Annotated in this window: 24 protein-coding genes and 1 pseudogene; 12 read left to right on the top strand and 13 right to left on the bottom strand. The window is 64.5% G+C overall.

Annotated elements, in window-relative coordinates; genetic code table 11:
* Window positions 1-191, top strand: a 191-nt coding sequence (locus OUZ45_RS19195) for a hypothetical protein (RefSeq protein WP_266171930.1), incomplete at its 5' end; no start/stop codon positions are given.
* Between the two features lie 112 nt (window positions 192-303).
* Window positions 304-753: a DUF192 domain-containing protein gene (locus OUZ45_RS19190; RefSeq protein ID WP_266171929.1), complete on the top strand. Its 450-nt coding sequence runs from the start codon at window positions 304-306 to the stop codon at window positions 751-753.
* A gap of 235 nt (window positions 754-988) precedes the next feature.
* On the opposite strand, the gene OUZ45_RS19185 is transcribed toward OUZ45_RS19190, so the two are convergent.
* A complete protein-coding gene (locus OUZ45_RS19185) occupies window positions 989-1,186 on the bottom strand; it encodes a rubredoxin (protein ID WP_323137581.1) in 198 nt (65 codons plus the stop codon).
* Window positions 1,187-1,276: 90 nt separating this feature from the next.
* Here OUZ45_RS19185 and thiE point away from each other — a divergent pair, with 90 nt between their 5' ends.
* The 4 genes from thiE to OUZ45_RS19165 all read left to right on the top strand — a co-directional run bounded on the left by thiE (window position 1,277) and on the right by OUZ45_RS19165 (window position 4,861).
* Entirely contained in the window at window positions 1,277-1,915 is a 639-nt protein-coding gene (gene thiE, locus OUZ45_RS19180; protein WP_266171928.1) for a thiamine phosphate synthase, read from the top strand.
* Window positions 1,912-3,198 carry a glutamate-1-semialdehyde 2,1-aminomutase gene (hemL, locus tag OUZ45_RS19175; RefSeq protein WP_266171927.1) on the top strand — a complete coding sequence of 429 codons (1,287 nt, stop codon included), beginning with the start codon at window positions 1,912-1,914 and terminating at the stop codon, window positions 3,196-3,198. The genes thiE and hemL overlap by 4 nt, the downstream gene beginning before the upstream one ends.
* Before the next feature lie 24 nt (window positions 3,199-3,222).
* Window positions 3,223-3,837, top strand: a complete 615-nt coding sequence (locus tag OUZ45_RS19170) for an HAD family hydrolase (protein ID WP_266171926.1) — start codon at window positions 3,223-3,225, stop codon at window positions 3,835-3,837.
* 157 nt (window positions 3,838-3,994) lie between these two features.
* Window positions 3,995-4,861, top strand: coding sequence for an ion transporter (locus OUZ45_RS19165; protein WP_266171932.1), 867 nt, complete (start codon window positions 3,995-3,997; stop codon window positions 4,859-4,861).
* A 6-nt stretch (window positions 4,862-4,867) separates the two neighbouring features.
* Here the strand turns inward: OUZ45_RS19165 and OUZ45_RS19160 are convergent, their stop codons facing one another.
* The 6 genes and pseudogenes from OUZ45_RS19160 to OUZ45_RS19135 all read right to left on the bottom strand — a co-directional run bounded on the left by OUZ45_RS19160 (window position 4,868) and on the right by OUZ45_RS19135 (window position 10,674).
* Window positions 4,868-6,106 (bottom strand): acetylornithine transaminase, encoded by a 1,239-nt coding sequence (locus OUZ45_RS19160; protein WP_266171925.1) that lies wholly within the window; start codon window positions 6,104-6,106, stop codon window positions 4,868-4,870.
* Between the two features lie 518 nt (window positions 6,107-6,624).
* On the bottom strand, window positions 6,625-7,959 hold the full coding sequence (locus OUZ45_RS19155) for a sigma-54 dependent transcriptional regulator (RefSeq protein WP_266171924.1): 1,335 nt from the start codon (window positions 7,957-7,959) through the stop codon (window positions 6,625-6,627).
* A 276-nt stretch (window positions 7,960-8,235) separates the two neighbouring features.
* The gene (locus OUZ45_RS19150) at window positions 8,236-8,655 is read right to left on the bottom strand and encodes a VOC family protein (protein WP_266171923.1); all 420 of its coding nucleotides are present in this window, start codon (window positions 8,653-8,655) and stop codon (window positions 8,236-8,238) included.
* A 29-nt stretch (window positions 8,656-8,684) separates the two neighbouring features.
* Window positions 8,685-9,107 (bottom strand): annotated as a pseudogene (locus OUZ45_RS19145) (HIT family protein).
* Between the two features lie 4 nt (window positions 9,108-9,111).
* Complete coding sequence (locus OUZ45_RS19140) at window positions 9,112-9,930, bottom strand: SDR family oxidoreductase (protein ID WP_266171922.1); 819 nt, start codon at window positions 9,928-9,930, stop codon at window positions 9,112-9,114.
* A 141-nt stretch (window positions 9,931-10,071) separates the two neighbouring features.
* Window positions 10,072-10,674 (bottom strand): LON peptidase substrate-binding domain-containing protein, encoded by a 603-nt coding sequence (locus OUZ45_RS19135; protein ID WP_266171921.1) that lies wholly within the window; start codon window positions 10,672-10,674, stop codon window positions 10,072-10,074.
* A gap of 113 nt (window positions 10,675-10,787) precedes the next feature.
* Between OUZ45_RS19135 and OUZ45_RS19130 the strand changes: the two genes are divergently transcribed.
* Window positions 10,788-11,723: an ABC transporter ATP-binding protein gene (locus tag OUZ45_RS19130; RefSeq protein WP_266171920.1), complete on the top strand. Its 936-nt coding sequence runs from the start codon at window positions 10,788-10,790 to the stop codon at window positions 11,721-11,723.
* Entirely contained in the window at window positions 11,720-13,135 is a 1,416-nt protein-coding gene (locus tag OUZ45_RS19125) for a hypothetical protein (protein WP_266171919.1), read from the top strand. The genes OUZ45_RS19130 and OUZ45_RS19125 overlap by 4 nt, the downstream gene beginning before the upstream one ends.
* Window positions 13,136-13,138: 3 nt before the next feature.
* Here OUZ45_RS19125 and mpl read toward each other — a convergent pair whose 3' ends face one another.
* Window positions 13,139-14,512, bottom strand: a complete 1,374-nt coding sequence (gene mpl / locus OUZ45_RS19120; RefSeq protein ID WP_266171918.1) for a UDP-N-acetylmuramate:L-alanyl-gamma-D-glutamyl-meso-diaminopimelate ligase — start codon at window positions 14,510-14,512, stop codon at window positions 13,139-13,141.
* A gap of 79 nt (window positions 14,513-14,591) precedes the next feature.
* Complete coding sequence (locus OUZ45_RS19115; protein WP_266171917.1) at window positions 14,592-15,176, bottom strand: adenylate kinase; 585 nt, start codon at window positions 15,174-15,176, stop codon at window positions 14,592-14,594.
* Window positions 15,177-15,374: 198 nt separating this feature from the next.
* On the opposite strand from OUZ45_RS19115, the gene OUZ45_RS19110 reads away from it, so the two are divergent.
* Window positions 15,375-16,646: a 6-phosphofructokinase gene (locus OUZ45_RS19110; RefSeq protein WP_266171915.1), complete on the top strand. Its 1,272-nt coding sequence runs from the start codon at window positions 15,375-15,377 to the stop codon at window positions 16,644-16,646.
* On the opposite strand, the gene OUZ45_RS19105 is transcribed toward OUZ45_RS19110, so the two are convergent.
* Window positions 16,636-17,331: an FMN-dependent NADH-azoreductase gene (locus OUZ45_RS19105; protein ID WP_266171914.1), complete on the bottom strand. Its 696-nt coding sequence runs from the start codon at window positions 17,329-17,331 to the stop codon at window positions 16,636-16,638. The genes OUZ45_RS19110 and OUZ45_RS19105 overlap by 11 nt on opposite strands.
* A gap of 118 nt (window positions 17,332-17,449) precedes the next feature.
* Between OUZ45_RS19105 and gcvA the strand changes: the two genes are divergently transcribed.
* Window positions 17,450-18,364 (top strand): transcriptional regulator GcvA, encoded by a 915-nt coding sequence (gene gcvA, locus OUZ45_RS19100; protein ID WP_266171913.1) that lies wholly within the window; start codon window positions 17,450-17,452, stop codon window positions 18,362-18,364.
* Here gcvA and OUZ45_RS19095 read toward each other — a convergent pair.
* Entirely contained in the window at window positions 18,361-19,128 is a 768-nt protein-coding gene (locus OUZ45_RS19095) for an alpha/beta hydrolase (protein ID WP_266171912.1), read from the bottom strand. The two genes, gcvA and OUZ45_RS19095, sit on opposite strands and share 4 nt — an antisense overlap.
* Before the next feature lie 6 nt (window positions 19,129-19,134).
* Window positions 19,135-19,299 (bottom strand): hypothetical protein, encoded by a 165-nt coding sequence (locus tag OUZ45_RS19090; protein WP_266171911.1) that lies wholly within the window; start codon window positions 19,297-19,299, stop codon window positions 19,135-19,137.
* Window positions 19,300-19,438: 139 nt separating this feature from the next.
* Here OUZ45_RS19090 and OUZ45_RS19085 point away from each other — a divergent pair, with 139 nt between their 5' ends.
* A complete protein-coding gene (locus tag OUZ45_RS19085; protein ID WP_266171910.1) occupies window positions 19,439-19,798 on the top strand; it encodes an RcnB family protein in 360 nt (119 codons plus the stop codon).
* Window positions 19,799-19,966: 168 nt separating this feature from the next.
* Window positions 19,967-22,015, top strand: coding sequence for a sodium-translocating pyrophosphatase (locus tag OUZ45_RS19080; protein WP_266171909.1), 2,049 nt, complete (start codon window positions 19,967-19,969; stop codon window positions 22,013-22,015).
* 69 nt (window positions 22,016-22,084) lie between these two features.
* Here the strand turns inward: OUZ45_RS19080 and OUZ45_RS19075 are convergent, their stop codons facing one another.
* The gene (locus OUZ45_RS19075) at window positions 22,085-23,368 is read right to left on the bottom strand and encodes a hypothetical protein (protein ID WP_266171908.1); all 1,284 of its coding nucleotides are present in this window, start codon (window positions 23,366-23,368) and stop codon (window positions 22,085-22,087) included.
* Between the last annotated feature and the right edge of the window lie 31 nt (window positions 23,369-23,399).

The following is a 23,399-nucleotide window of genomic DNA, read 5'->3' as shown; positions in this document are numbered from 1 at the left end:
GCACACTGTCAAAGATCAATCACTTGCGACTCTTTCTTCAAGTCGCCCCGAAACGTTTCGTCCCGGGTGAGCCGCCCATTCTACATCGTCTTTCCATCTCGTCAACACCTGCAGCGAAGAAATTTTTCAGCGTGCTGGTGGTGAAGAATCCCTGTAACGAGGGCGTCTCGTCGAAGGGGGGAGAATCATAACGCCCCACCACGAAGCTGGGAAGGGGTTACGCAAATTTTTTTCAGTGAGATGACAATCGACGCGGACGTTACACTCGCGCACATCCCCGCAACCTATAGAGTCGAGATAGCGATGAAACGCCTGCTAGCGCCATTGTTGTTCGCCATTGCCGGATGTGCCGCCGCGGCACCCCACTCATCCTCGCCAAGCGTGACGTTGCATGGCCAGCGCTTTTCCACCGAATTTGCCACCAGCGACGAGACACGCGAGCGTGGCTTAATGATGCGCACGGAACTGGCCGCCGATCACAGCATGCTGTTCATCTTCCCCGACTCTGATCGGCGCTGGTTCTGGATGAAGAACACGCTCATTCCGCTGGACATTCTTTACTTCGATGCGAACCGCAAACTGGTTTCAATGCAGCTCGACGTGCCGCCGTGCAAACGCGATCCCTGCCCGAGCTATCCCAGCGATGCGCCTGCACGCTATGTATTGGAGCTTTCCGCAGGCACGGCACGGCGCATACGCGTGGCGGTGGGTGACGAACTGACGGTGGAGGGCGCGGCCGGCACGGTGCAGTGATTGGCCGTTGCGGCCAGATCGTGTGCGCAAGGCACGCCAACGCGGTAAGGGATGAGCGATGTGGGATGCAGGCTAGCCAAAGCATCCCAGTCGTCTTCAAACGGTATGAACTGCTGCATGTGATGGCTCCCTGCTTATCGCGCCCCTCTACGAGGGGACGCGGGAGCATCACAACACACGGCCCGGTCAACCAAATGGCAAATTCGGGCCAACTGCAGACGAGGTGATGAAGAAATCAGTCGATCTCGACCATCTCGAAGTCATCCTTGGTCGCACCGCAGTCCGGGCATGTCCAGGTGTCAGGCACGCCAGCCCAGCGGGTGCCAGGCTCGATGCCTTCTTCAGGCAACCCCTCGGCTTCGTCATAAATAAAGCCGCAGACCACACACATCCATTTGCGCAAGTTGCCGGTTTCGGTGGAGCTCTGGCTCATCGGTGCACTGCTTGAGATAGGGAACAAGAGGCGCATTCTCGCAACTCAACCCGCCGTGCGGAAGCGTACGGCGGCAACCGACCACAGCTTATGCATTCCAAACTCCAACATCGCGGCTTGTACGCCATCACCGACGGGCCGCGTCCCGGACTCCTCGAAGCCGTGGCGCAGGCGCTGTCCGGTGGCGCGCGTATCGTGCAGTACCGAGACAAGACCACCGATAGCGCTCGGCGCCATGCCGAAGCCGCCGCGCTTCAACAACTCTGCATCAGCCGCGGCGCCCCACTGATCATCAATGATGATGTTGCGCTAGCTATCGCTATCGGCGCTGATGGCGTACATCTCGGCGAGAAGGATTCGGACCTGGCCGCTGCCCGCATTGCGCTGGGCGCCCAGGCCATCATCGGGGTTTCCTGTTATGACTCGCTGGAGCGTGCCCGCACGCTGGCCGCCGCCGGAGCGGATTACGTCGCTTTCGGCGCGTTCTTCCCCTCGCCAACGAAGCCGCATGCACGACGCGCCTCTCCCGAACTGCTGTGGCAGAGCGCCGCGCTGGGCGTGCCGCGTGTGGCGATCGGTGGCATCACGCCGGACAATGGCGCCTCCCTGGTCGAAGCGGGCGCGGATTTCCTCGCCGTGATCTCCGCCGTCTTCGGCGCCACCGATGTGGAAGCCGCGGCCCTACGCTTCACCGATCTTTATCTCCCCAGCTCCGGAACCCCACGATGACGACCAACCACGAACTCTTCCAGTGCGCCAAGCATTTGATGCCGGGCGGCGTGAACTCGCCGGTGCGCGCGTTCAAGTCAGTGGGCGGCGAGCCATTTTTCACCGAACGCGCGGACGGCGCCTATCTGTGGGACGTGGAAGGCAAGCGCTATATCGACTACGTGGGCTCGTGGGGCCCCATGATCGTCGGCCACAACCATCCGCAGGTACGCGAGGCGGTAGAGCGCGCCGTAAAGAACGGCCTCTCCTACGGCACGCCTTGCCCGGCCGAAGTCACCATGGCGGAGACCATCACACGCCTGGTGCCATCGATGGACATGGTGCGCATGGTCAACTCAGGCACCGAAGCCACCATGTCGGCGATCCGCCTTGCACGCGGCGCCACCGGCCGCAGCAAGATCGTGAAATTCGAAGGCTGCTACCACGGCCACGGCGACAGCTTTCTGGTGAAGGCGGGCTCGGGCGCGCTGACCTTCGGCGTGCCTACCTCGCCGGGGGTGCCGAAGGCGAATGCGGATCTCACTCTCACCCTCGCCTACAACGACCTCGACGCCGCCAAAGCGCTATTCGCCGAGCACGGCAACGACATCGCCGGCCTGATCATCGAGCCGGTCGCCGGCAATATGAACTGCATTCCGCCAAAGGAAGGCTATCTGCAGGGCCTACGCGAGCTATGCACGCGCCACGGCGCCCTGCTGATCTTCGACGAGGTGATGACCGGTTTCCGCGTAGCCCTGGGCGGCGCACAAGCCCACTACGGCATCACGCCGGATCTGAGCACCTTCGGCAAGATCATCGGCGGCGGCATGCCGGTAGGCGCCTATGGCGGGCGTCGGGACTTGATGGAGCAGATCGCTCCGGCCGGCCCGATCTACCAGGCCGGCACGCTCAGCGGCAACCCGGTAGCCATGGCGGCCGGCCTCGCCATGCTGGATTTGATCCAGGCGCCGGGCTTCTACGACACGCTCGCCGCGCGCACGCGCCTGCTCACCGATGGCCTGCAAGCGGTAGCCGATGGCGAAGGTGTCGCTTTCAGCACCAACCGCGTGGGCGGCATGTTCGGCCTGTTCTTCACCAAGGAGAAAGTGGAGAGCTACGCGCAGGCCACCGCGGCGGACACCACACTGTTCAACCGCTTCTTCCACGGCATGCTGGAGCGCGGGGTGTACCTTGCCCCGTCCGCGTTCGAAGCGGGCTTCCTGTCCAGCGCGCACAGCGACGAAGACCTCGCCGCCACGCTGGAAGCCGCCCGCCAGACGCTGCGCGCCATCCGCGCGGGATGAATCCATCCTGATGAAGTCAGCCCGATGAAGTCAGCGCTGCAGTGCGTGCTATTCGATCTCGATGGCGTGCTGGCCGACTATGACCGGTGTGTACGCGTCGAGCACCTCGCCAACGCCATCGGCAGCACGCCGGAGGCGGTTCACGCCGCCATCTACACCTCCGGCATCGAGGAAGCCGGCGACAGCGGTGCACTGGATGCGGCCGCCTATCTGCAAGCATTGAGCGCGTATATCGGCAGCACGGTGGAAGCGGCTCCCTGGGTGGCGGCGCGCCACGCGGCCACCCGGATCAGGCCGGACGTCCTGGAGATCGCTCGCGCTCTCGTGGACCGCGTAACCCTCGGCCTGCTGACCAACAACGGCCAGCTGATGGCCGAATCCTTGCCGCAGATCGCCCCGGCATTGTTCCCCCTCTTTGCCGGGCGCGCATTCACCGCCGCGCAATTTGGTGCGGCCAAACCCGAGGTAGCCGCTTATATCGGCTGCCTCACAGCACTCGGTGTGGCTCCCGCCCTCACCCTCTTCATCGACGACAATCTCGACAATGTGGAAGGCGCCCGCCGAGCTGGGCTGCATGCGCATCACTATCAAAACCTGGAAGGGTTGAAGCTGGCTCTGGCTGATTTCGACCTGTCCTGAGCGGCAGGACAGCGCGGGCGTTTTCGACTCGTCAAGGTATGCTGCTGCCCCATCAGCGACGCTGCCTCACCATGCGCAGCGACGATGCCGCCCCGCTTCGCACGGTGATGGCATCGCAAGGAAGCGAACCATGCCCCAACCCGCAGAGTGCGCCACCATGAGAAGAACATCGCGCGCTACACCACCCTTACCCTATGGCCCAGCCAAAGGCGCCGCCTGGCGGGCGCGCTGGTTCCACATCATCTTCGGTCACGACGACGCACCCGGGCGCCTGTTCGACGTAGTGCTGATCGTGGCGATCCTGTCCAGCATTCTCATCACGGTGCTCGACTCGGTCGCCGACCTGCATGATCGCTTCGCACAGCTGCTCTATGTGCTGGAGTGGGTGTTCACCGTCACCTTCACGCTGGAATACGCCATGCGCATCGCCGTGGTGGACAAGCCGCGCGCCTACGTACGCAGCTTCTTCGGCCTGGTGGACCTGCTGGCCGTGCTGCCGACCTACCTGAGCCTGTTGCTGGTGGGCAGCCCGTACCTGCTGGTGGTGCGCGCGCTGCGCATCTTGCGCATCTTCCGCGTGCTCAAGATGACGCGCTACGTGGACGAGTCCAATCTGCTGTGGTCCACCCTGGTGCGCAGCCGGCACAAGATTCTCATCTTCGTCAGCACCATCCTTACCTTGGTGCTGATCTTCGGCGCACTGATGTATCTGATCGAAGGCCCCAACAACGGCTTCAGCAGCATTCCGAAGTCGATGTATTGGGCCATTGTGACCATGACCACCGTCGGCTTTGGCGACATCACCCCGCATACCACGCTGGGCCAGATGCTGACCTCGGTGATCATGCTGGTGGGCTACAGCATCATCGCGGTGCCCACTGGTATCTTCGCTGCAGAGCTAGCGGCGGGTATGCGCGACGCGCGCCGGCGCATCATCTGCGTCTCCTGCCAACTGCACGACCATGAAGCCGACGCCCGTTTCTGCCGCCGCTGCGGCACCACGCTGGAGCATGGTGCCGATTGAGCGACGTCACTGCTCGCGCGGGAAATCCTTTAGCGCGGCGCGAAGACGGGCCAGACCTTCTGCCAGATCCTCATCGGTGAGATTGAGCGGCGGCACGAAGCGCAGCACATCCGGACCTGCCTGAAGCAGCAGCAGGCCGTGCGCCGCGGCATAGTCGAGCACCTCGCCCGCGCGGCCCTTGTAGGCATCAGCCAGTACGGCGCCCAACATCAAACCGCGACCGCGTACATCGGCGAACAGCCCCAGCTCCGCATTGATCGCAGCCAACCCGTCACGAAGCGCCTGCGACTGCTTCGCCACGTTCGCCATCAGTTCTGCAGAAGACAACTTGCGCAGCGCCACACGCGCCACGGCAGCGGCCATCGGGTTGCCGCCAAAGGTGGTGCCATGCGCGCCGTACTGCATCACCTCGGCCACCTTGGGTCCGGCCAGCATGGCGCCGATGGGAAAACCGCAACCCAGCGCCTTGGCCAGGGTCACGATGTCCGGCTTCGCACCGTCCTGCATGTGGGCGAACAAGGTGCCGGTGCGGCCCATGCCGCATTGGATCTCGTCCAGCACCAGCAGCGCGTCGTGTGCGTCGCATAGCTCGCGCACGCGCTTGATGAAACCGGGCGCTGCCGGCAGCACGCCGCCCTCGCCCTGTACCGGCTCCAGCATCACCGCCGCCACATCGCCGTGGGCGAACGCGGCTTCCAGCGCCGGGACATCATTGAAGTCGAGATAACGGAAGCCAGCAGGCAGCGGCTCGTAGCTTTCCTGGTACTTGGGCTGCGCCGTGGCCGTCACAGCGGCGAGCGTGCGGCCATGGAACGAACCGCGGAAGGTCACGATCACCCGCTGCTCCGGCGGACGCCCCTTGGAGGCCGCCCACTTGCGCACCAGCTTGATGGCGGCCTCGTTGGCTTCGGTGCCGGAGTTGCAAAGGAACACGCGCTCGGCGAAATCGGAAGCGATGACCAGTTCCTCCGCCAGGCGCAGCGGCGGCTCGGTATAGAACACGTTGCTGCTGTGCCAGAGCTTGTGCGCCTGCGTGGTCAGCGCATCGACCAGGTCCGGGTCTTGATGGCCCAGCGCATTCACCGCGATGCCCGCGCCCAGGTCCACATAGTCGCGCCCCTCGGTATCCCACACGCGCGCACCCTTGCCATGGTCCAGCACCACCTCGCGCGGTCGGTACACCGGCAGCCAATAGCGCTTGCCGAGTTCGATCAGGGAGAGGGACTGGGAATCCTGCGGGTGCATGAGAGGCTCCTGGCATTGCCACTCGGGCAACACCGTCAATGGGGGCGGTATCGATTAGATCGGGGAATGGCCTTGTCACACCGGCGCGAAGTTGCGCGGCGCGGCCTCGTGCATCGTAGAACCTGCGGTCCGCCTTTTCCATGCGCGACCGTTGTCCACCTCGGAGACACGTTGTATCGCCTGGTTTACAGCCCGCCGAGACAACGAAAGAAGCTGCTGTGGCCAACATCGACTCGTATGGCAGGCCCCTCAACGGCGCACAAACGTAACACCCGTCCAAATCACCATGGCATGGCAACTCATTGAAATTCCTGCCATCCCGAGGTTTGCATGCGTTGGCATGGCGCTTGCTCAACTTCCTGCACCTCCGACATCGATTCAAGCCGTCGACCGACGGCGAAGAGGGCGGTACCCGGCCCCCCCTGTAGCCGGGCACCAACGGAGGCCCCCGACCGACCCCTGTAGGTCGGGGGCCTTCCGTCTTTTCTGGAACTCCGCTTCGGAGGCGAGTGGCGAACTCAGCGCAGCTCGTCCAGCGCCAGTTGGTGCTTCTTGCACAGGCGATAGATAGTGACCCGCGACACCCTCAGACGGCGGGCACACTCGCTGATATTGAAGTGGCACTCGCGCAGACAATGGATCACCGCATCGCGCTCGGCGGCGACCCGCGCATTGCCCAGGCTGGTCCGCGCCCGCCCGAGCAGCGGCACATCAGCCAGATCCAGGTCGTCCGCGGTAATCAACACACCCTCGGCCACCACCGCGGCGCGTTGTACGCGATTCACCAGCTCGCGTACGTTGCCCGGCCAGGCGAAGTCGCGCATGGCCTGCCGCGCCCCGCTGCTAAAGCCTTGTGCATGACTGTTGCGCTGCTCGCGAAAGGCATCCAGAAAGAGCTGCGCCAGCTGCACCACATCGTCCTCGCGTTCGCGCAGCGCAGGCATATGCAGGCGTAGCACGTTGAGCCGGTAGTACAGGTCTTCGCGAAAGCGCCCCTGCCCCACCGCCTTTTCCAAATCCACATGGGTGGCGGCGAGCACGCGGACGTCGAGCTTGATCAATTGGCTGCTGCCCACGCGCGCCAGCGTGCCCTCCTGCAGGAAGCGCAGCAGACTGGCTTGCGCATCCATCGGCAGATCGCCCACTTCGTCGAGAAATACCGTGCCGCCCGCCGCCGTCTCGAAATGGCCGATGCGCCGCGCATTGGCGCCCGTGAAGGCGCCGCGCTCATGGCCGAACAACTCGGATTGCACCAGGTTCGGTGGCAACGCACCGCAGTTGATCGCCGCAAACGGCCGCTCGCTACGCATAGAAAGGCCATGCAGTGCGCGTGCAGCGACCTCCTTGCCGGTTCCCGTCTCGCCTGTAATCAGCACCGGCAGTTCCACCGGCGCGTATTTGCGCACGCTGGCCACCACTGCACAGGTGGCCAGGCTATGACCCGTGATGCCGATATCGCCAGGCTCCGGTACCGGTATCTCGCCGTCGATCTGGGCGAGCGAATCGAGCAAGCGCTGCAAGTCCACCGGTGCTATGAAGAAATCGGCGCTAGCCTGCAGTATTCGATGGACAGGCTCTTGTACTGGCATGTCCGGTGCGATCAACGACAGCCAGGGCAACCCGGGGTGATCGGCCACCATGCGCTCCATGACAGCGACGCTTGCCGCGTTGCCGCGTCGCAAGTCCGCAAGGGCCACTACCGTGTTGCCGCTGCGCGTACCGATGCCGCCGTTCCCATTGGCCTCGGCAACCCGAATGAACCAACCCGCCCTGGTCAGGCGCGCGCGCTCACCGTCTTCGGGCTGACCAAACCAGACAATGCAACGCCTAGCATCCTGCTTCGTCACAGCCATCGAGCCCTCCCAACCTGCTTGGGTCGCAGGTTTACGGATGGTTGGGTGCAAGCGTCCAGCCGCACCGGGCGGTCACTTTTCGCAGCGCCTGCCTTGGCTGCTACAGAAAGGTGATACCGATCGCACCATATCCATCGGCGATGGTGGCAGGCATCCGACAAATGGGGGATTCGGCTCAGCCAGAAGTTCGAGGCCGGACGGCCAGCGGCGCAGGCACGGGCCCGTAAAAAACTACGCTCGCGATCGCTGCCTGCGGCCCGGAGTCACCAGCCTTTCTTACCAAACACCGGTATTGGACATCGATGCCCAAGGCTCTTGTGGCGGCAAATGGCCGTCCTGCAGCAGCTCGATCGAAATCAGATCAGGCGAACGCACAAAGGCCATGTGGCCATCACGCGGCGGGCGGTTGATGGTGTAGCCCATCGACTGCAGGTGGGCGCAGGTGGCGTAGATGTTATGGACCTGAAAGGCCAGGTGGCCGAAGTTGCGCGCGCTGCCGTAATCCTCCTCCGAGCCCCAGTTGTAAGTCAGCTCGACCTCGGCCTCGGGCGAATCCGGTGCCGCAAGGTAGATCAGGGTGAACTTGCCGGCCTCGCTCTCGATGCGGCGGGTTTCCTTCAGGCCAAGCCCTTCGCAAAAGAAGCGCAGATTGGCGTCGACGTCGCGGACGCGAATCATGCTGTGCAGATATTTCATGACGTTCCTCTCGATAATGCAGCGCGTCGTCAGAGCCTGACGTGCCTTTGAATAAGTGTGGCCAGACGATCCAGCGCAGCGCGATCCGCCGGTTCCGGTGCGCCATGCGGGTAAATGCGCAGCAGACCATCGCCCTCGAGCCGCGGCTGAACGTGCAGATGCACGTGCGGCACTTCCTGCCCGCCCGCTTCGCCGTTGGACTGCCACAGATTGAGTCCGGGTGGATCGAAGCTGGCATACAGCGCCTTGGCCACCCGTGTGGCCAGCGCCATCAGCTCACCGGCCAGCGAGGGCTCCAGTGCCTAGATGTTCTCCACGTGCTCGCGCGGCACTACCAGCACATGGCCGGGCACGGCCTGTCGCAGATCGAGAAAAGCGATGGCCGACTCCGTCTGCGCGACTATGCTCGCTTCCAGGCGACCCGCGACGATGGCGCAGAACGGACAATCCATCCGGTCAACCCAGGAACAGATCGGGCAGCAACGACTGCGACGGATCGACAGCGTAAGGGGCAAAGTCGCTGACGCCCGCTTCGCGCAACACCTCCTCATCGATCAGGAAGCGACCGGTGAAGCCCGCTGCCGAACGGGTGAGCACGGCATGCGCAGCATCGGCGACGATGTCCGGCTTGCGACAACGTGGAATCTCCACGCCGGGAATCATGTTCAACGCATCGGTGGCAATGATGGTGCGTGGCCACAGCGCATTCACCGCTACGCCTTTCGGGCCGAACTCGCCGGCCAGACCCAGCGTGACGAAGCTCATACCCATCTTCGCCAGCGTGTAACCGGTGTGCGCCGCCCACCACTTCGGATCGAGCGACGGCGGCGGCGCGAGCGTCAGGATGTGCGGATTGGACGACTGGAGCAGATGCGGCAAACAAGCCTGGGCGCAGAGGAAACTACCGCGCGCGTTTACCTGTTGCATCAGATCGAAGCGCTTCATCGGCGTATCCAGCGCGCCAGCCAGCCAGATCGCGCTGGCGTTGTTGACCAGGATGTCGATGCCGCCGAAAGCCTCCACCGTGGCGGCCACGGCGGCCTTCACCTCGTCCTCTTCGCGAATGTCGCATTTCAACGCCAGCGCCTTGCCGCCCGCCGCTTCGATCTCCGCAGCTGCGGTATGGATGGTGCCGGGCAATTTGGGGTTGGGCACGCTGCTCTTGGCCGCAATGGCGATGTTGGCTCCGTCGCGTGCGGCGCGTAGCGCAATCGCCAAACCAATGCCACGCGATGCGCCGGTGATGAACAAGGTCTTGCCGCTCAGACTGCCCATGGCTTTCCACCTATGACGAAAGCACACAGTGTAGGAGCGCACCCTGTGCGCGAGAAGTCGATGAAGTGCCGCGGCTCAAGCACGACACGAGACCTTGGAGGAATGGGCAAGGCCGTTTCGCGCACAGGGTGCGCTCCTACATCACGCTTTCTGGAACCGGGGCAGGATGTCGCGCAATTCAGCCAGGCGGCGCAGCGGATCGGTCAGTTCCAGCATGCGCTGCTGCTCGTCGGGCTGTAGCGGCAACAGCTCCGCCAGGCGGAAGCCGAGCCAACTGGCATCGTCGTACGCACTGCGTGGCGCGTGGCGCCATTGTGGCGCCATGTTCTCGATCAGCCGCTCAAGAATGGTCTGCAGCAAGGCAAACTCGACCGGCACGGCCTGCGCGGCCTCCACGGGCCAGAGCTCTACCTCGCCAATAGCCAGGCCGTCCGAACGTACACGGGTCTGCCTGACGCGAAAGCGCTCGCCGCCTTCCGCAACGATGCCGAGCAGGCCGTCTTCTCGATGGTTGAAATCGGCAATCCGCGCCAGTGTTCCGATGGCGGCCGGCACGGCGGGCTCCCCGACTTCATGCCCTTGCAGGATCAGGCACACGCCGAAGTAACCGTCGCCACGCGTGCACTCGCGCACCATGTCCAGATAACGCCGCTCGAAGATGCGCAGGCGCAATTGCCCCTGCGGATAGAGCACGGTGGAAAGCGGGAACAGAGGCAGTGCGGGACGCAGGGGCTGATCAGCCATGCGCGCAGTGTAGCCAAGCTTTCCCGGGCAGGCACCCAGGTGGTGACACGCGTCACTGGACGATAAGGCCCGGCCGCCGCACATTGTCAGGACGCCGCAAGGAGTCACCAGGGATGTCCATGTCTGCCGATCTGCCGATCACGCTCGTCGAGCCCGTCCACCTGCCGGCGGCACCCACCGGACCGGTGCTTCGGGTGGAGGCGCTGCGCAAATCCTTTGGCAAGCGCGTGGTGTTGCAGTCGGTCGACTGGAACGTACCCGCCGGGCGCGTGATCGGCCTGCTCGGACGCAATGGCGCCGGCAAGACCACCCTGTTGCGCTGCCTGCTCGGTCTCTCGCCGATCGATGGCGGACGGGTCGAGGTGCTGGGTGAGCCGATGACCGAGCCCGGCGGCGAGCGCATGCATCGCATCGGTTTCGTGCCGCAGACCTTCGATCTGTTTCCGTGGATGAAAGTGCGCGCCTATCTGGATTTCACCGCGGCGTTCTATACCCGTTGGGACCACACCCTGACCGCGCGCCTGCTGGAAAGCTGGCAGCTCGACCCGAAACAGAAGATCGGCCAGCTATCGCAAGGCCAACGGCAGAAACTGGCGATCGTGCGCGCCATCGCGCCACAGCCGGACCTGTTGGTGCTGGACGAGCCCGTCGCCAGCCTCGACCCCCAGGCCCGCCGCGCTTTCATGACCGAACTGCTGAGCCTGATGCGCCAGCCGGGCAAGACCGTGATTTTCTCGACCCATATCACCGCCGATCTGGAACGCGCCGGTGCCGATATCGCCCTGCTCCGTGATGGGCGCATCCAATTCATGCGCCCGCTGGCCGAACTGCGTGAGAGCTTTGTGCGCGCCGTATTCAGCCGCCCTGGCGGTTGGCCCCACACGCCAGAAGTGGCCGGCCTGCTCAAAGCCAGCGCAAGCGACACCGAGATGCACATGTTGCTCGAGGACGCGGATTTGGGTGCGCTGCATACGCTCGCCAGCGAGCTAGGCGCCAGCCTGCGCATCGAAACGCCATCGCTGGAAGACCTGTTCGTGGAACTGGCATGAAAGCCGTCTGGCAATTGTGGCTGCAGCTGTGGAAGCGCATGCCGGTGCTGGTGGTGCTAGCCATCCTTATGTGGCTGGGCGGCCTGGTCATTATCGCGATGAACTTCCGTGAGGAAGAGCGCCCGGTCTATCTCGGCGCGGGGTTGTGCGCTTTCGCATCCTGGTTCTGGCACATCGGCCAGGGGCAAGTGTTGCGCAGCCTGTGCCGGCCGGAGAGTTTCCTGCTTCCGGATTTTCGTCGGTGGCTGGCCTGGACGGCAGCGATAGACGTGCTGCAGTGGGTGATCCTGCCTTCCTTGCTGGCTGCCCTGTTCGTTCCATCGCACGTATGTCTGATCGCCGCGGCCTTGCTGCTGGTCGCCGCACTAGGGCTCGCCACTGGCTGCGGCCGTCGCGTTGGCCTGCTGATCTGGGTGGTTTTCATCGCGGCCGGCTGGATGCCGCAAGTCGTGGCACAGGTGGTGGAGGTCGCGCTGAACTCGCCGTGGACTGCGCCACTGCTGGTGCTTGCCGCGACACTGTTGCTGCGCGTAACCCTGCTGCCGCTGCTGCGCATCGACGACCTCGAGGTAGAGCCATCGCCACTGGAAAGTACGAGTCTCGGCCGCACCAACACCACCAACATCGACGGCACCCCGCAGCCGCGCGGCGCGCTCGGCAAGCGCGTTGCCGGCCTGTTCGACTACTTCGCACAACGTGCGATGGAACTTGCCCTGCAACGCTACCGGCGACACCCAACGGCCGCGCAAAAACTCACCCTGGTGCGCCGCCTGTTGCTGCCACACGACAACCCGCAAGCCATCGCGTTGCGACTGCTGTTGGTCGCTGGCATGGTCGCGATCTATTTCTTCGCGGTCATGCACCGCCAGCATTTCAACGCAGCCGTGGTCGGTGCCTACGCCATCCTGCTCACCATGACCCGCTTTCCACAACTCGGGCGAGGCATGCTGCGCATGCGACCCAATCTGGCCGATCTTTACCTGACGCTGGCACCCGATACGCGCGCGCAGTACCAGAAGGTCATGGTCGATGCATTGCTGATCCTGGTGCCAGTGAGCGTACTCACCGCGCTGGCCTATACCCTGCTCGGCAGCGTACTCGCGCACGCGGCGGAACCGGGGCGGATGCTGCTGACCGCGGCCATCGTCGCCACCTCCGCCAGCCTGGTGGCGCTGGCGGTGCACCTGATCGGGCCCCAAGGCAGCTTCGGCCGTGCCGCGGTCAACCTGGTACTGACATTCGGCTCGATGGCCGTGTACTGGGGTGGCTACTGGCTGATCGGCGCGATCGGCTACGCAGCGGGCGGCATGACGCTCGCCGTAGTGACCATCAGCTTTGGTGGCGGGGTCTGGTATGCCGCGCAGCGTGAGTACCAGCGACGAGCGCCTTGCTTCGACGCCCCGTTGGCGTAGCGATCAAGCGCCGCGCAACGCCTCGACAAAGCGCCGCGGCGCCCCTTCGAAACCGCCGTTCGACATGAACACGACATGGTCGCCGGCTTGCGCCTGTTCGCGTAGCGAGCCGATCAAGGCATCGACCGTCGGCACCGCGGCACCTCGCCCTTGCAAGGCATCGGTCACGCGCTTCGCATCCCAGGGCAATTCGGGGCGATGCAGGAATACCACCGCGTCCGCGTCCGCCAGCGAAGGTGCCAGCCCATTCGCGTGCGCGCCGAGACGCATCGAATTGGAGCGCGGCTCCAGCGCCACCAAAATGCGCGCCTTGCCGACTTTCGCGCGCAAACCGGCCAGCGTCGTGGCGATCGCCGTGGGATGGTGCGCGAAATCGTCGTACACGCGCACGCTATCCACCTCGCCCACCAGCTCCATGCGCCGCTTGACGCTTTCGAAGCTGCCGAAGGCCGGCAACAGCGCGCTCGGATCGGCACCGGCCGCCGCCGCGGACGCGAGTGCGGCCAGCGCGTTCATCACACTGTGATTGCCCAATAGCGACCAGCGCACTTCGCCGATCAGCTCGCCTCGACGATGCACGGCGAAGGCCGAACCATCGGCCTCGATCAACGTCGCCTGCCAATCGCCCTTGCCGATGCCGAAGGTCTCCACCGGCGTCCAGCACCCCATCGCCAACACTTCGGTGAGATAGGTGTCGTGCGCATTGACGATCAGCCGACCATTGCCCGGTACGGTGCGCACCAGATGATGGAACTGGCGCTGGATCGCGGCCACGTCAGGAAAAATGTCCGCGTGGTCGTATTCGAGGTTGTTGAGGATGGCGATGCGCGGGCGGTAGTGCACGAACTTGGAGCGCTTGTCGAAGAACGCGCTGTCGTATTCGTCCGCCTCGATCACAAAGTGCTTGCCCTGGCCCAACCGCGCCGAGATGCCGAAGTTGCCCGGCACACCGCCGACCAGGAACCCGGGCGCTAGGCCCGCACTTTCCAGCAGATGCGCCAACAGGCTGCTGGTCGTGGTCTTGCCGTGGGTGCCGGCGACGGCCAGCACCTCGCGGTTCGCCAGCAGCGTCTCGCCCAGCCATTGCGGGCCGGACACATAGCGCAGCTGCTCGTCCAGCATGTATTCGACCGCGGGATTGCCGCGCACCATGGCGTTGCCGACCACGATCAGATCGGGCTTCTCGCGCCCCGGCGAGGCCTGCAAGTGCTCAGCCTGGTAGCCCTGCATCAACGTGATGCCCAGCGCCTCGAGCTGGTCGCTCATCGGCGGGTAGACGTTGGCGTCGGAGCCTTCCACCGGCAGCCCGAGTTCGCGTGCCAGCGCGGCGACGCCGCCCATGAAGGTGCCGCAGATGCCGAGGATGTGCAGACGCATGGAGAACCTGTTCAACGGTAGGCGTGGCGATTCGCATCGCCCATGAAGAACGGGCCGCTCAGTGGCGGCCCGTGGGAGATCAGCCGTTCGCCGCGGCCGATTCCTGCTTGAGTACCTGCTTGACGCGGGCGGTGACGTCATCGAGCTCGCCGACGCCGTCCACCTCTTGCAGCTTGCCGCGGCGCGCGAAGAAATCGGCGACCGGCGCCGTCTGCTCGGCGTAGACCTTCAAGCGATCGCGCACCACGACCGGGTCGTCGTCCTTGCGATGCTCGGCCGCGAAGCGGATTTCGCAACGGGCGATGATCACTTCGTTCGGCACGTCCAGCTTCACCACCGCATCCAGCGGCTGGCCGATCTTGGCCAGCAGATGATCCAGCGCATCAGCCTGGGCCAGGTTGCGCGGGTAGCCGTCGAGGATGAAGCCGTTCCTTACGTCGTCCTGGGACAGGCGCTCTTCGAGCATGGCCAACAGAATGTCGTCGGAAACCAGGTTGCCGGCATCCATCACCGCCTTGGCTTTGAGGCCGGTCGGTGTGCCCGCCTTCACCGCCGCGCGCAGCATGTCGCCGGTGGAAATGTGCGGCACGCCGAGTTCAACCTTCAGCCGAGCAGCCTGGGTACCTTTGCCCGAACCGGGCGGGCCAAGTAGGACGAGTCGCATAATGCTCCACGAGATCCGCGTACCGCTGCACACTGCGGCGGGTGACGGAAAGAAGAAAGTAGCGGCCAAATTAGCGGCTGCGGGGGGTGCCGTCAAACGAGAGTTGGCACCTCGTCACGCCAAGTGCCTGTTGCGCAAGGCATCTTAATGCGTCACAAAATGTCGCACCGCATTAATCCCCACCCCCGGAGCCCGCCCATGAAGTCGACCTCCCGATCATCCACCGGCCGTCTGCTGTACGCCCAGTCCGGGGGCGTCACCGCCGTGATCAACGCCACCGCCGCCGGCGTGATCGAAGCCGCCCGTGCCAAGGGCGTGAAGGTGTACGCGGCACGCAACGGCATCCTCGGCGCGCTGCGCGAGGACCTGATCGACACCTCGAAGGAATCCGCCTCCGCCATCGCCGCGCTGCGACACACGCCGGGTGGCGCGTTCGGCTCCTGTCGCTACAAGCTCAAGTCGCTTGAGGCGAACCGCGCCGAGTACGAGCGCCTGATCGAAGTCCTGCGCGCCCACGACATCCGCTGGTTTCTCTACAACGGCGGCAACGACTCGGCCGACACCGCGCTGAAAATCTCGCAGCTGGGCAAGGCGATGGGCTACGACATCCGCTGCATCGGCGTACCGAAGACGGTGGACAACGATCTCGCCGTCACCGACTGCTGCCCGGGCTTTGGCTCAGTCGCCAAATACACCGCCATCTCCACGCTGGAAGCGAGCCTCGATGTCGCCTCCATGGCCGATACCTCGACCAAGGTCTTCATCCTCGAAGTGATGGGCCGTCACGCCGGCTGGATCGCCGCGGCCTCCGGGCTCGCCGGTGAAGGGGTGGACGCCCCGCCGCACATCATCCTGTTCCCCGAGCGCGTGTTCGACGAAGCGGCCTTCCTGGCCAAGGTCAAGGCCACGGTGGAGCGCGTGGGCTGGTGCACCGTGGTCGCCTCCGAAGGCATTCGCAATGCGGAAGGTCAATTCCTGGCCGAGGCCGGCACGCGCGACGCCTTCGGCCACAGCCAGCTTGGTGGCGTGGCTCCGGTGCTCGCCTCGCTGGTGAAGGAAAAGCTCGGCTACAAATACCACTGGGCGCTGCCTGATTATCTGCAGCGCTCCGCCCGCCACCTCACCTCGAAGACCGATGCGGAGCAGGCTTATGCCGTCGGCAAGGCCGCCGTCGAGTACGCGTTGGCCGGCATGAATGCGGTGATGCCGGTGATCGTGCGCAGCTCCGATGCGCCTTATCGCTGGAAGATCGAGGCCGCACCCTTGTCGAAGATCGCCAATCGCGAAAAGAAAATGCCCACCGGCTTTCTCACCCGCGACGGCTTCGGCATCACCGCCGCCGCACGCCGCTACCTCGCGCCCTTGATCCAGGGCGAGGCGCCCTTGCCTTACGGCAAGGATGGGCTACCGAAATACGTGCAGCTGAAGAACGCGGCGGTGGAGCGCAAGTTGCCCGAGTTTAAGCCGTAGCCGTTCGCACGGCAGATCGCTCAGCCAGCAGTCGATCGACCAAGCGATCGACTGCTGCCTCAGCATGACTCAAGGATTCGGCGAGCCGCTCGCCGCCGAATTCGTCGTATTCCACGGCCACCGTGCGCACATCGTCCACGCCGATATAGCCAAATGCGGTACGCACGGATGGCTCCACATGATTGCGCGCCGAAAGGCGCTCGCCGTGGTCGTAGCCGTAATCTCCGCGCGAGCTCAGCAATACCATCGTGCGCCCCTGCCCGGCCAACAGCGGCCAGTAGGGCTCGCCTTCCCGGGCACGGTCGAAGCCGAAGGTCCGGCCAACGCGCACGATGTTGTCGATATACGCCTTGAATCCACTGGGCACGTTGAAGTTGTACATCGGCACGCCAGCCACGATCACGTCGGCGCGGAGCAGCTCGTCGATCAGTGCATCGCTCTGTGCCAATCGCTGATGCATCCAGGGTTCGCGCGCCGCTTCCGGCGTAAAGGCCGCATGCACCCATGCCCCGTCCACCGGCGCAGGCGGACTCTGCCCCACGTCGCGATACACCACGGCATCCGTTGTCGCAGCCCGCCAACGCGATACGAAACGCGCCGTCAGGCGACGCGTATGCGATCCGTGGTCGTGCAGGTCCGAACGGCCGCCGCGTGCGCTGGCGTCGAGTTGCAACAGGGTCGTCATGGCAAGCTCCTCATGCATGCATTCCACTCACAGGCGAGATGGAAGCGCGCATGCTATGGACGGTCAGACCTGCTGAAAACCGATCATTTCTCACCCGACGCGTGAACTGAACTCATCCATGGATCACTATCGACGACGCCTCCCGCCGCTATCCGCATTGCGCGCCTTCGAAGCCGCCGCGCGACACCAGAGTTTCCGCCTCGCCGCCGCCGAGCTCTCGGTCACGTCCACTGCCGTGAGCCATCAGATTCGGCAGCTGGAAGCGCTGTTGGGCGTGACGCTGTTCGAGCGCCAGGTGCGGAAAGTCGTGCTGACGGCGGAAGGTCAAGCCCTGTTTCCGGTGCTGCGTGACAGCTTCGACGCGATGACGGCCGCCGTCGCCCCGCTGCTTCAGCCGAAGCGGCGGCGCATGTTGACCGTATCGGCCACGCCCGCCTTCGTCGCGCGCCTGCTCATTCCGCGTATCGCGGACTTCCAAACCCGGCATCCGGAGCTGGACCTCCGACTGCATGCATCCACACAGCCCATCGACTTTGCGACGCAGCAGATCGACGCCGCGATCCGCTACGGCAAGGGTGTGTATCGCGATCTCCACAGCGAGCATTTGCTGCACACCCGCTTCGCGCCGCTATGCAGCCCCCGGCTGGCTCTGCGGACGCCGGAGGAACTGGTGCAACATCCCCTGCTGCATTTCCAATGGCAGCCCACGCTGCCCGATCCACCCGACTGGACCGCCTGGCAACGCAAGGCCGGCTCGACCACGTCCCAGGCCGCGCGCGGCATCACCTTCAGCGACGAAACTCACGCCATCGATGCCGCCATCGCCGGCCAAGGCGTTGCGCTACTGAACACGGCCCTGGTCCGTGACGAATTTGAGCGCGGTACCTTGGTTGCGCCATTCGGGCCGGAACTTGACGGCTTCGACTACTACCTCGTCCATCCGCCTGCGGTGGCAAACGATCCCGCTATCGGCGCGTTGCGCGCGTGGCTACAGGAGATCGTGCCGCCCTCCGAAGCGGGTATGAATAGCTAGTTCACAAAGCGACTCAAACCTACCCTGTAGTCCGAGTATTCCTGGATCGAGTTGTGATCGGCTTCCGGTACCACCTGCTGCATGGGTGGTGTGCGGAAGCTGGCCGCGAGTGCGGCCGTGCGTTCGGCGGCAACCAGCTGATCCCGCCCCGCGCGTATCAGCAACACCGGGCAATGCACATCGATCGCATAACGCAACGACTCGAAGCGTTCCTTCAACAACCAGTCCACCGGTGCAAGGCCATAGAACGATTGCGCCACCCGCACCATGCTGTCGAAGGGCGTGACCAGCGCCAGGCGCTCCACGGGGCGACGCGCGGCCAGCTGGACCGCCACCCCACTGCCCAAGCTACGCCCAATCACAGCGACCGCTGCGTGGCGAGGCGCCACGTAGTCAAAGAGTGCCAGTGCATCCGACACCAGCGCTCGCTCGCCGGGTTCACCATCGCTGGCCGCATAGCCACGGTAGGCGAGCAGGTAAATCGTGCGCTGTGGAAACCAGTGGGCAAACTCAGCCCGAACATCCTCGATACGCTCGCCGTTGCCACCGAAATACAGCAAGGCTTTCGACTGGCCAGGGTTCACCACCCAGCCACGCAGCTTCACGTCTTCATTCACCAGCACGAAATCTGGCGCTTGCCGTACCAACCAAGTCGCTTCAGGCCGATAGAGGAGTTGCCGCTGGCTGAAATAAAGATGGGCGCAGAATGCGCCGTAGAGCAGCAGCACTAGCGCCGCTATCACTGTGATCACACGCCAGAACATGGCAGCTCAGCGATGGCTGTTCGGTTTGGCCATCTCTTCCAGCTCACACCGCTCCAGCTCGGTACTCGCGGGGATCGCCTCACGCGTGCGCTCGACCGTCTCGATATGCATCACCTTGCCCGCCTTGAGAGTGATACGGATAGTCCGCTGGTAGACCGAACGGTAACCCATGTGGGCATGGCACCGAACAGGTCGACTGCCGCATTCAACGCCAACAGGCGCTCCCACGCCCCTTACGTTCAGGCACAAATTTTTACGATTGACCTCCCCCGCTGGCGGCACCTGCACGCGGGTCGCCACAGGAGCGCCTATGAAGACCATCCCCCAACTGTTCGTCGCCCTCGCTCTGTTCGCCAGCAGCGGCATGGCGCTGGCCGATCGCGACCACGACGATCGTCGCGGTCATGGCCATGGCTACGATCGCGACCACGACCGCGGGCATGGCGACCACCGTTACTATCGCGATGACCGTCGCTACTACGGGCATCGTCACGGCCCGCAACGCTGGGCACGCGGCGAACGTTACTACGGCCCCTCCTATGTGGTGCGCGACTACGGCTACTACCGCCTGCGTCCGCCGCCGTACGGCTATCACTGGGTGCGCGACGACCGCAGCTATCTGTTGGTCTCGATGGGCTCGGGCGTGATCCTCGACATGGTCATTCGCTGACCACAGCGAGGGGCGCCACAGCAAGGCGATGTCTCCGGACATCGCCTTTTTTGTTGTGCGCTCTCTGCCCACGCGTTGCGTCGCACAACAGAACGGCCGTCAACCTCTGCCTATACTCGACGGAACCGCCCGCAACGGGCGGTCACTACAACCGATGGGGAGGCTCCGATGCTGCAGCAGTTTGGCTTGTGGATCGTGCTGGCATGTGCGGTCGTGGCAGTTCTGTATGGCGCGCTCTCGGTGCGCTGGATCTTGGCGAAATCACCGGGCAACGAGCGCATGCAGGAGATCGCCGCGGCGATCCAGCAAGGTGCGCGGGCCTACCTCAACCGGCAATACACCACCATTGGCGCGGTGGGCGTGGTGCTGTTCTTCATCATTGGCTTTGCGCTGGATTGGGGCACGGCGATCGGCTTCGCCATCGGCGCACTGCTCTCCGGCGCCACCGGCTTTATCGGCATGAACGTGTCGGTGCGTGCCAATGTGCGTACCGCCGAAGCCGCCCGGAGCGGCCTCGCGGCGGCACTCAACGTGGCGTTCCGTGGCGGCGCCATCACCGGCATGCTGGTGGTCGGCCTCGCTCTGTTCGGCGTCACGGCCTATTACGCCGTGCTTCGGCATCTGGGCTACGAAAGCATGCATGCACTGCATGCCTTGGTCGGCCTGGCCTTCGGCTCCTCGCTGATCTCGATCTTCGCCCGTCTCGGCGGTGGCATCTTCACCAAGGGCGCCGACGTGGGCGCCGACCTGGTCGGCAAGGTCGAGGCCGGCATTCCGGAAGACGACCCGCGCAACCCGGCGGTGATCGCCGACAACGTGGGCGATAACGTGGGCGACTGCGCCGGCATGGCCGCCGACCTGTTCGAGACCTACGCGGTCACGCTGATCGCCACCATGCTGCTCGGCGGCGTGATGGCCGAGCAGACCGGCAGCAACGGCGTGCTGTTTCCACTGGTGTTGGGTGGCGCATCGATCATCGCCTCGGTGATCGGCACCTTCTTCGTGAAGGCACGCGGCGGGAAGATCATGAATGCGCTGTACGCGGGCGTGGCCGTCTCGGCCATCCTCGCGGCGATCGCGTTCTGGCCGATCACCAGTCAGCTGATGGGTGAGTCGGCCTACGGTGTCGGCCACCTCTACGGCTGCGCGCTGATCGGCCTCGCGCTCACCGGGGCCATGGTGGTGATCACTGAGTACTACACCGCCACTGAGTACGGGCCGGTGCGGCACGTCGCTCAAGCGTCCACCACCGGCCACGCCACCAACATCATTGCCGGCATCGGCGTGTCGATGAAATCCACCGCACTGCCGGTGCTTGCGGTATGCGCGGCGATATGGGGCTCGTTTGCCCTGTGCGGCCTGTACGGTATCGCCATCGCCGCCACGGCGATGCTCAGCATGACCGGCATGATCGTGGCGCTGGATGCCTACGGCCCGATCACCGACAACGCTGGCGGCATCGCGGAGATGGCCGATCTGCCGCCGGAAGTGCGCGGCGTGACCGACCCGCTCGACGCCGTGGGCAATACCACCAAGGCGGTGACCAAGGGCTACGCGATCGGTTCGGCCGGCCTCGCCGCGCTGGTGCTGTTCGCCGACTACACGCATAACCTCAGCCAGCACCTCAACGTCACCGATTTCCGCTTCGACCTCTCCAACCACTACGTGATCATCGGCCTGCTGATCGGCGGCCTGATCCCTTACTTGTTCGGCGCGATGGCGATGGAAGCGGTCGGCCGAGCAGCGGGCTCGGTGGTGGAGGAAGTGCGCCGTCAGTTCCGCGAGATCAAGGGCATCATGGAAGGCACCACCAAGCCGGACTACTCGCGCGCGGTGGACATGCTGACCAAGTCCGCGATCAAGGAAATGCTGATCCCCTCGCTGCTGCCGGTGCTGGTGCCGGTGATCGTGCTGTTCGGCTTCAAATGGCTGGGCGGTGCGGAAGCCGGCGCGCAAGCGCTGGGTGGCGTGCTGATCGGCACCATCGTCACCGGCCTGTTCGTAGCGATCTCGATGACCACCGGCGGCGGCGCCTGGGACAACGCCAAGAAGTACATCGAAGACGGTCACCACGGCGGCAAGGGTTCGGATGCGCACAAGGCCGCCGTCACCGGCGACACCGTGGGCGATCCCTACAAGGACACGGCCGGCCCGGCGGTGAACCCGTTGATCAAGATCATCAACATCGTTGCGTTGCTGTTGGTTCCACTGCTGTAAGGCGCACGCATGCCGAAAGAAAACAGGGTAGGGACCACCCCTACCCTGTTTGATCCCGACCGAGATCGGCTATGGGATCGAGGACTCCCGATCGAGTTTCAGACGACGCAAGAACTGCGTCCGCATCGCGTCGGGCATCGACACATTGCGCACAGCATCCCGATGCCGGCCTGCGGCGCCGTAGACCGGCTTCGCCAGAAATCCCACCTGATCGCCTGTGACCGGATCGATCGCCAGCCCCGTGATCTCGCCTTCGTCGTTGATGTCCAGCGCCTGCGCGAGCAGGCCCGCGTCACCCTGCGTCGCCAGCGTATTGAGGTCGGTCATCCGGCCGTTCTCCCACAGGAAGGCGTGGCAGCTGGCGAAGTGCGCGGTACACGAAAGGCCCACCACCTGATCGCGTGCGTTGATGCCGAAAGCCTGGCTGTGCACGTCGCCGGGATAGAGCGTGCCGAGGTCCTGCATGCCGGCGTTGCGCGTCCAAAGGAACGCATGCTCGTGCAAGTGGCCGCCATCGCTCGCTGACACGTTGGAGAAGCCCACCACGTGACCTTGCAGGTTGATCGCCATCGGGGTGTGCCATGCCACGCCGCCGAGATTGCCGATATCGGTCACCGTGCCGTTCTGCCAGAGCACCGCGTGACGCGCACTGAAACGCCCTACCGCCTGATCACAGAGACCGGAGATGCCAACCATCTGGCCCACGTCGTTGAGCGCCGTGGCGGCGCCGGAGGTATCGCCGGTCAACAAAGGCAGCTCGCGGAGCTGGTTCGGGTCCGGGCCCCACACGACCGGACGGAACTGCAAGACCTGGCCGCTGTTGACCGTGTCGCAGGTCGGATCTTGGATGGTGTTTTCAGCCCAGCCGGTGATCTGCCCCAGGTCGTTCACGCCAGCAGCGAAACCGTTGTTGCCGCCCAGCGTAGGCAGCGCGCGCATGGTCCCCCAGGCCCACACGAAACCCAGGCAGGTGCTGCTGGTCGCCGTCGCCGAGGGGAAGAAGGCCGAACAGCTCCAGCCTTCGCCGAGAGGGTCTGGCTGGCCGGTCTGTGCGATGCCGGCAAGCAGGCCGAAGTTGTTCTTGGCCGGCCACTGGATATCGCTATTGAGGCCGCCGAGCGTACCGAGATCATGAACAGCCCCGTTCAACCAGAGCGCGGCATGCCCGGACTGATCGCCCGGCTGGTTGGAGACACCGCTCACCAGACCAAGATCGTTGACGCTGTTGCCCGAGCTGAACGTGCCGCCGAGCGCGGAGAGATGGACCACGCTGTACTGGACTTGGCTCCAGGCCAGCATGGGACATGCCGCGGCGCAGGCAGCGGCTAGAACGATGTGAGGAAGCGGACGCATACGACCCTCCTTTGTAGTGCCCGGAGCGTGC

The organism is Dyella subtropica (assembly GCF_026283965.1).
Classification (GTDB): Bacteria; Pseudomonadota; Gammaproteobacteria; order Xanthomonadales; family Rhodanobacteraceae; genus Dyella_D; species Dyella_D subtropica.
Note: the sequence above shows the minus strand (reverse complement) of the source record. Positions and strands in the feature narration are given on the sequence as shown.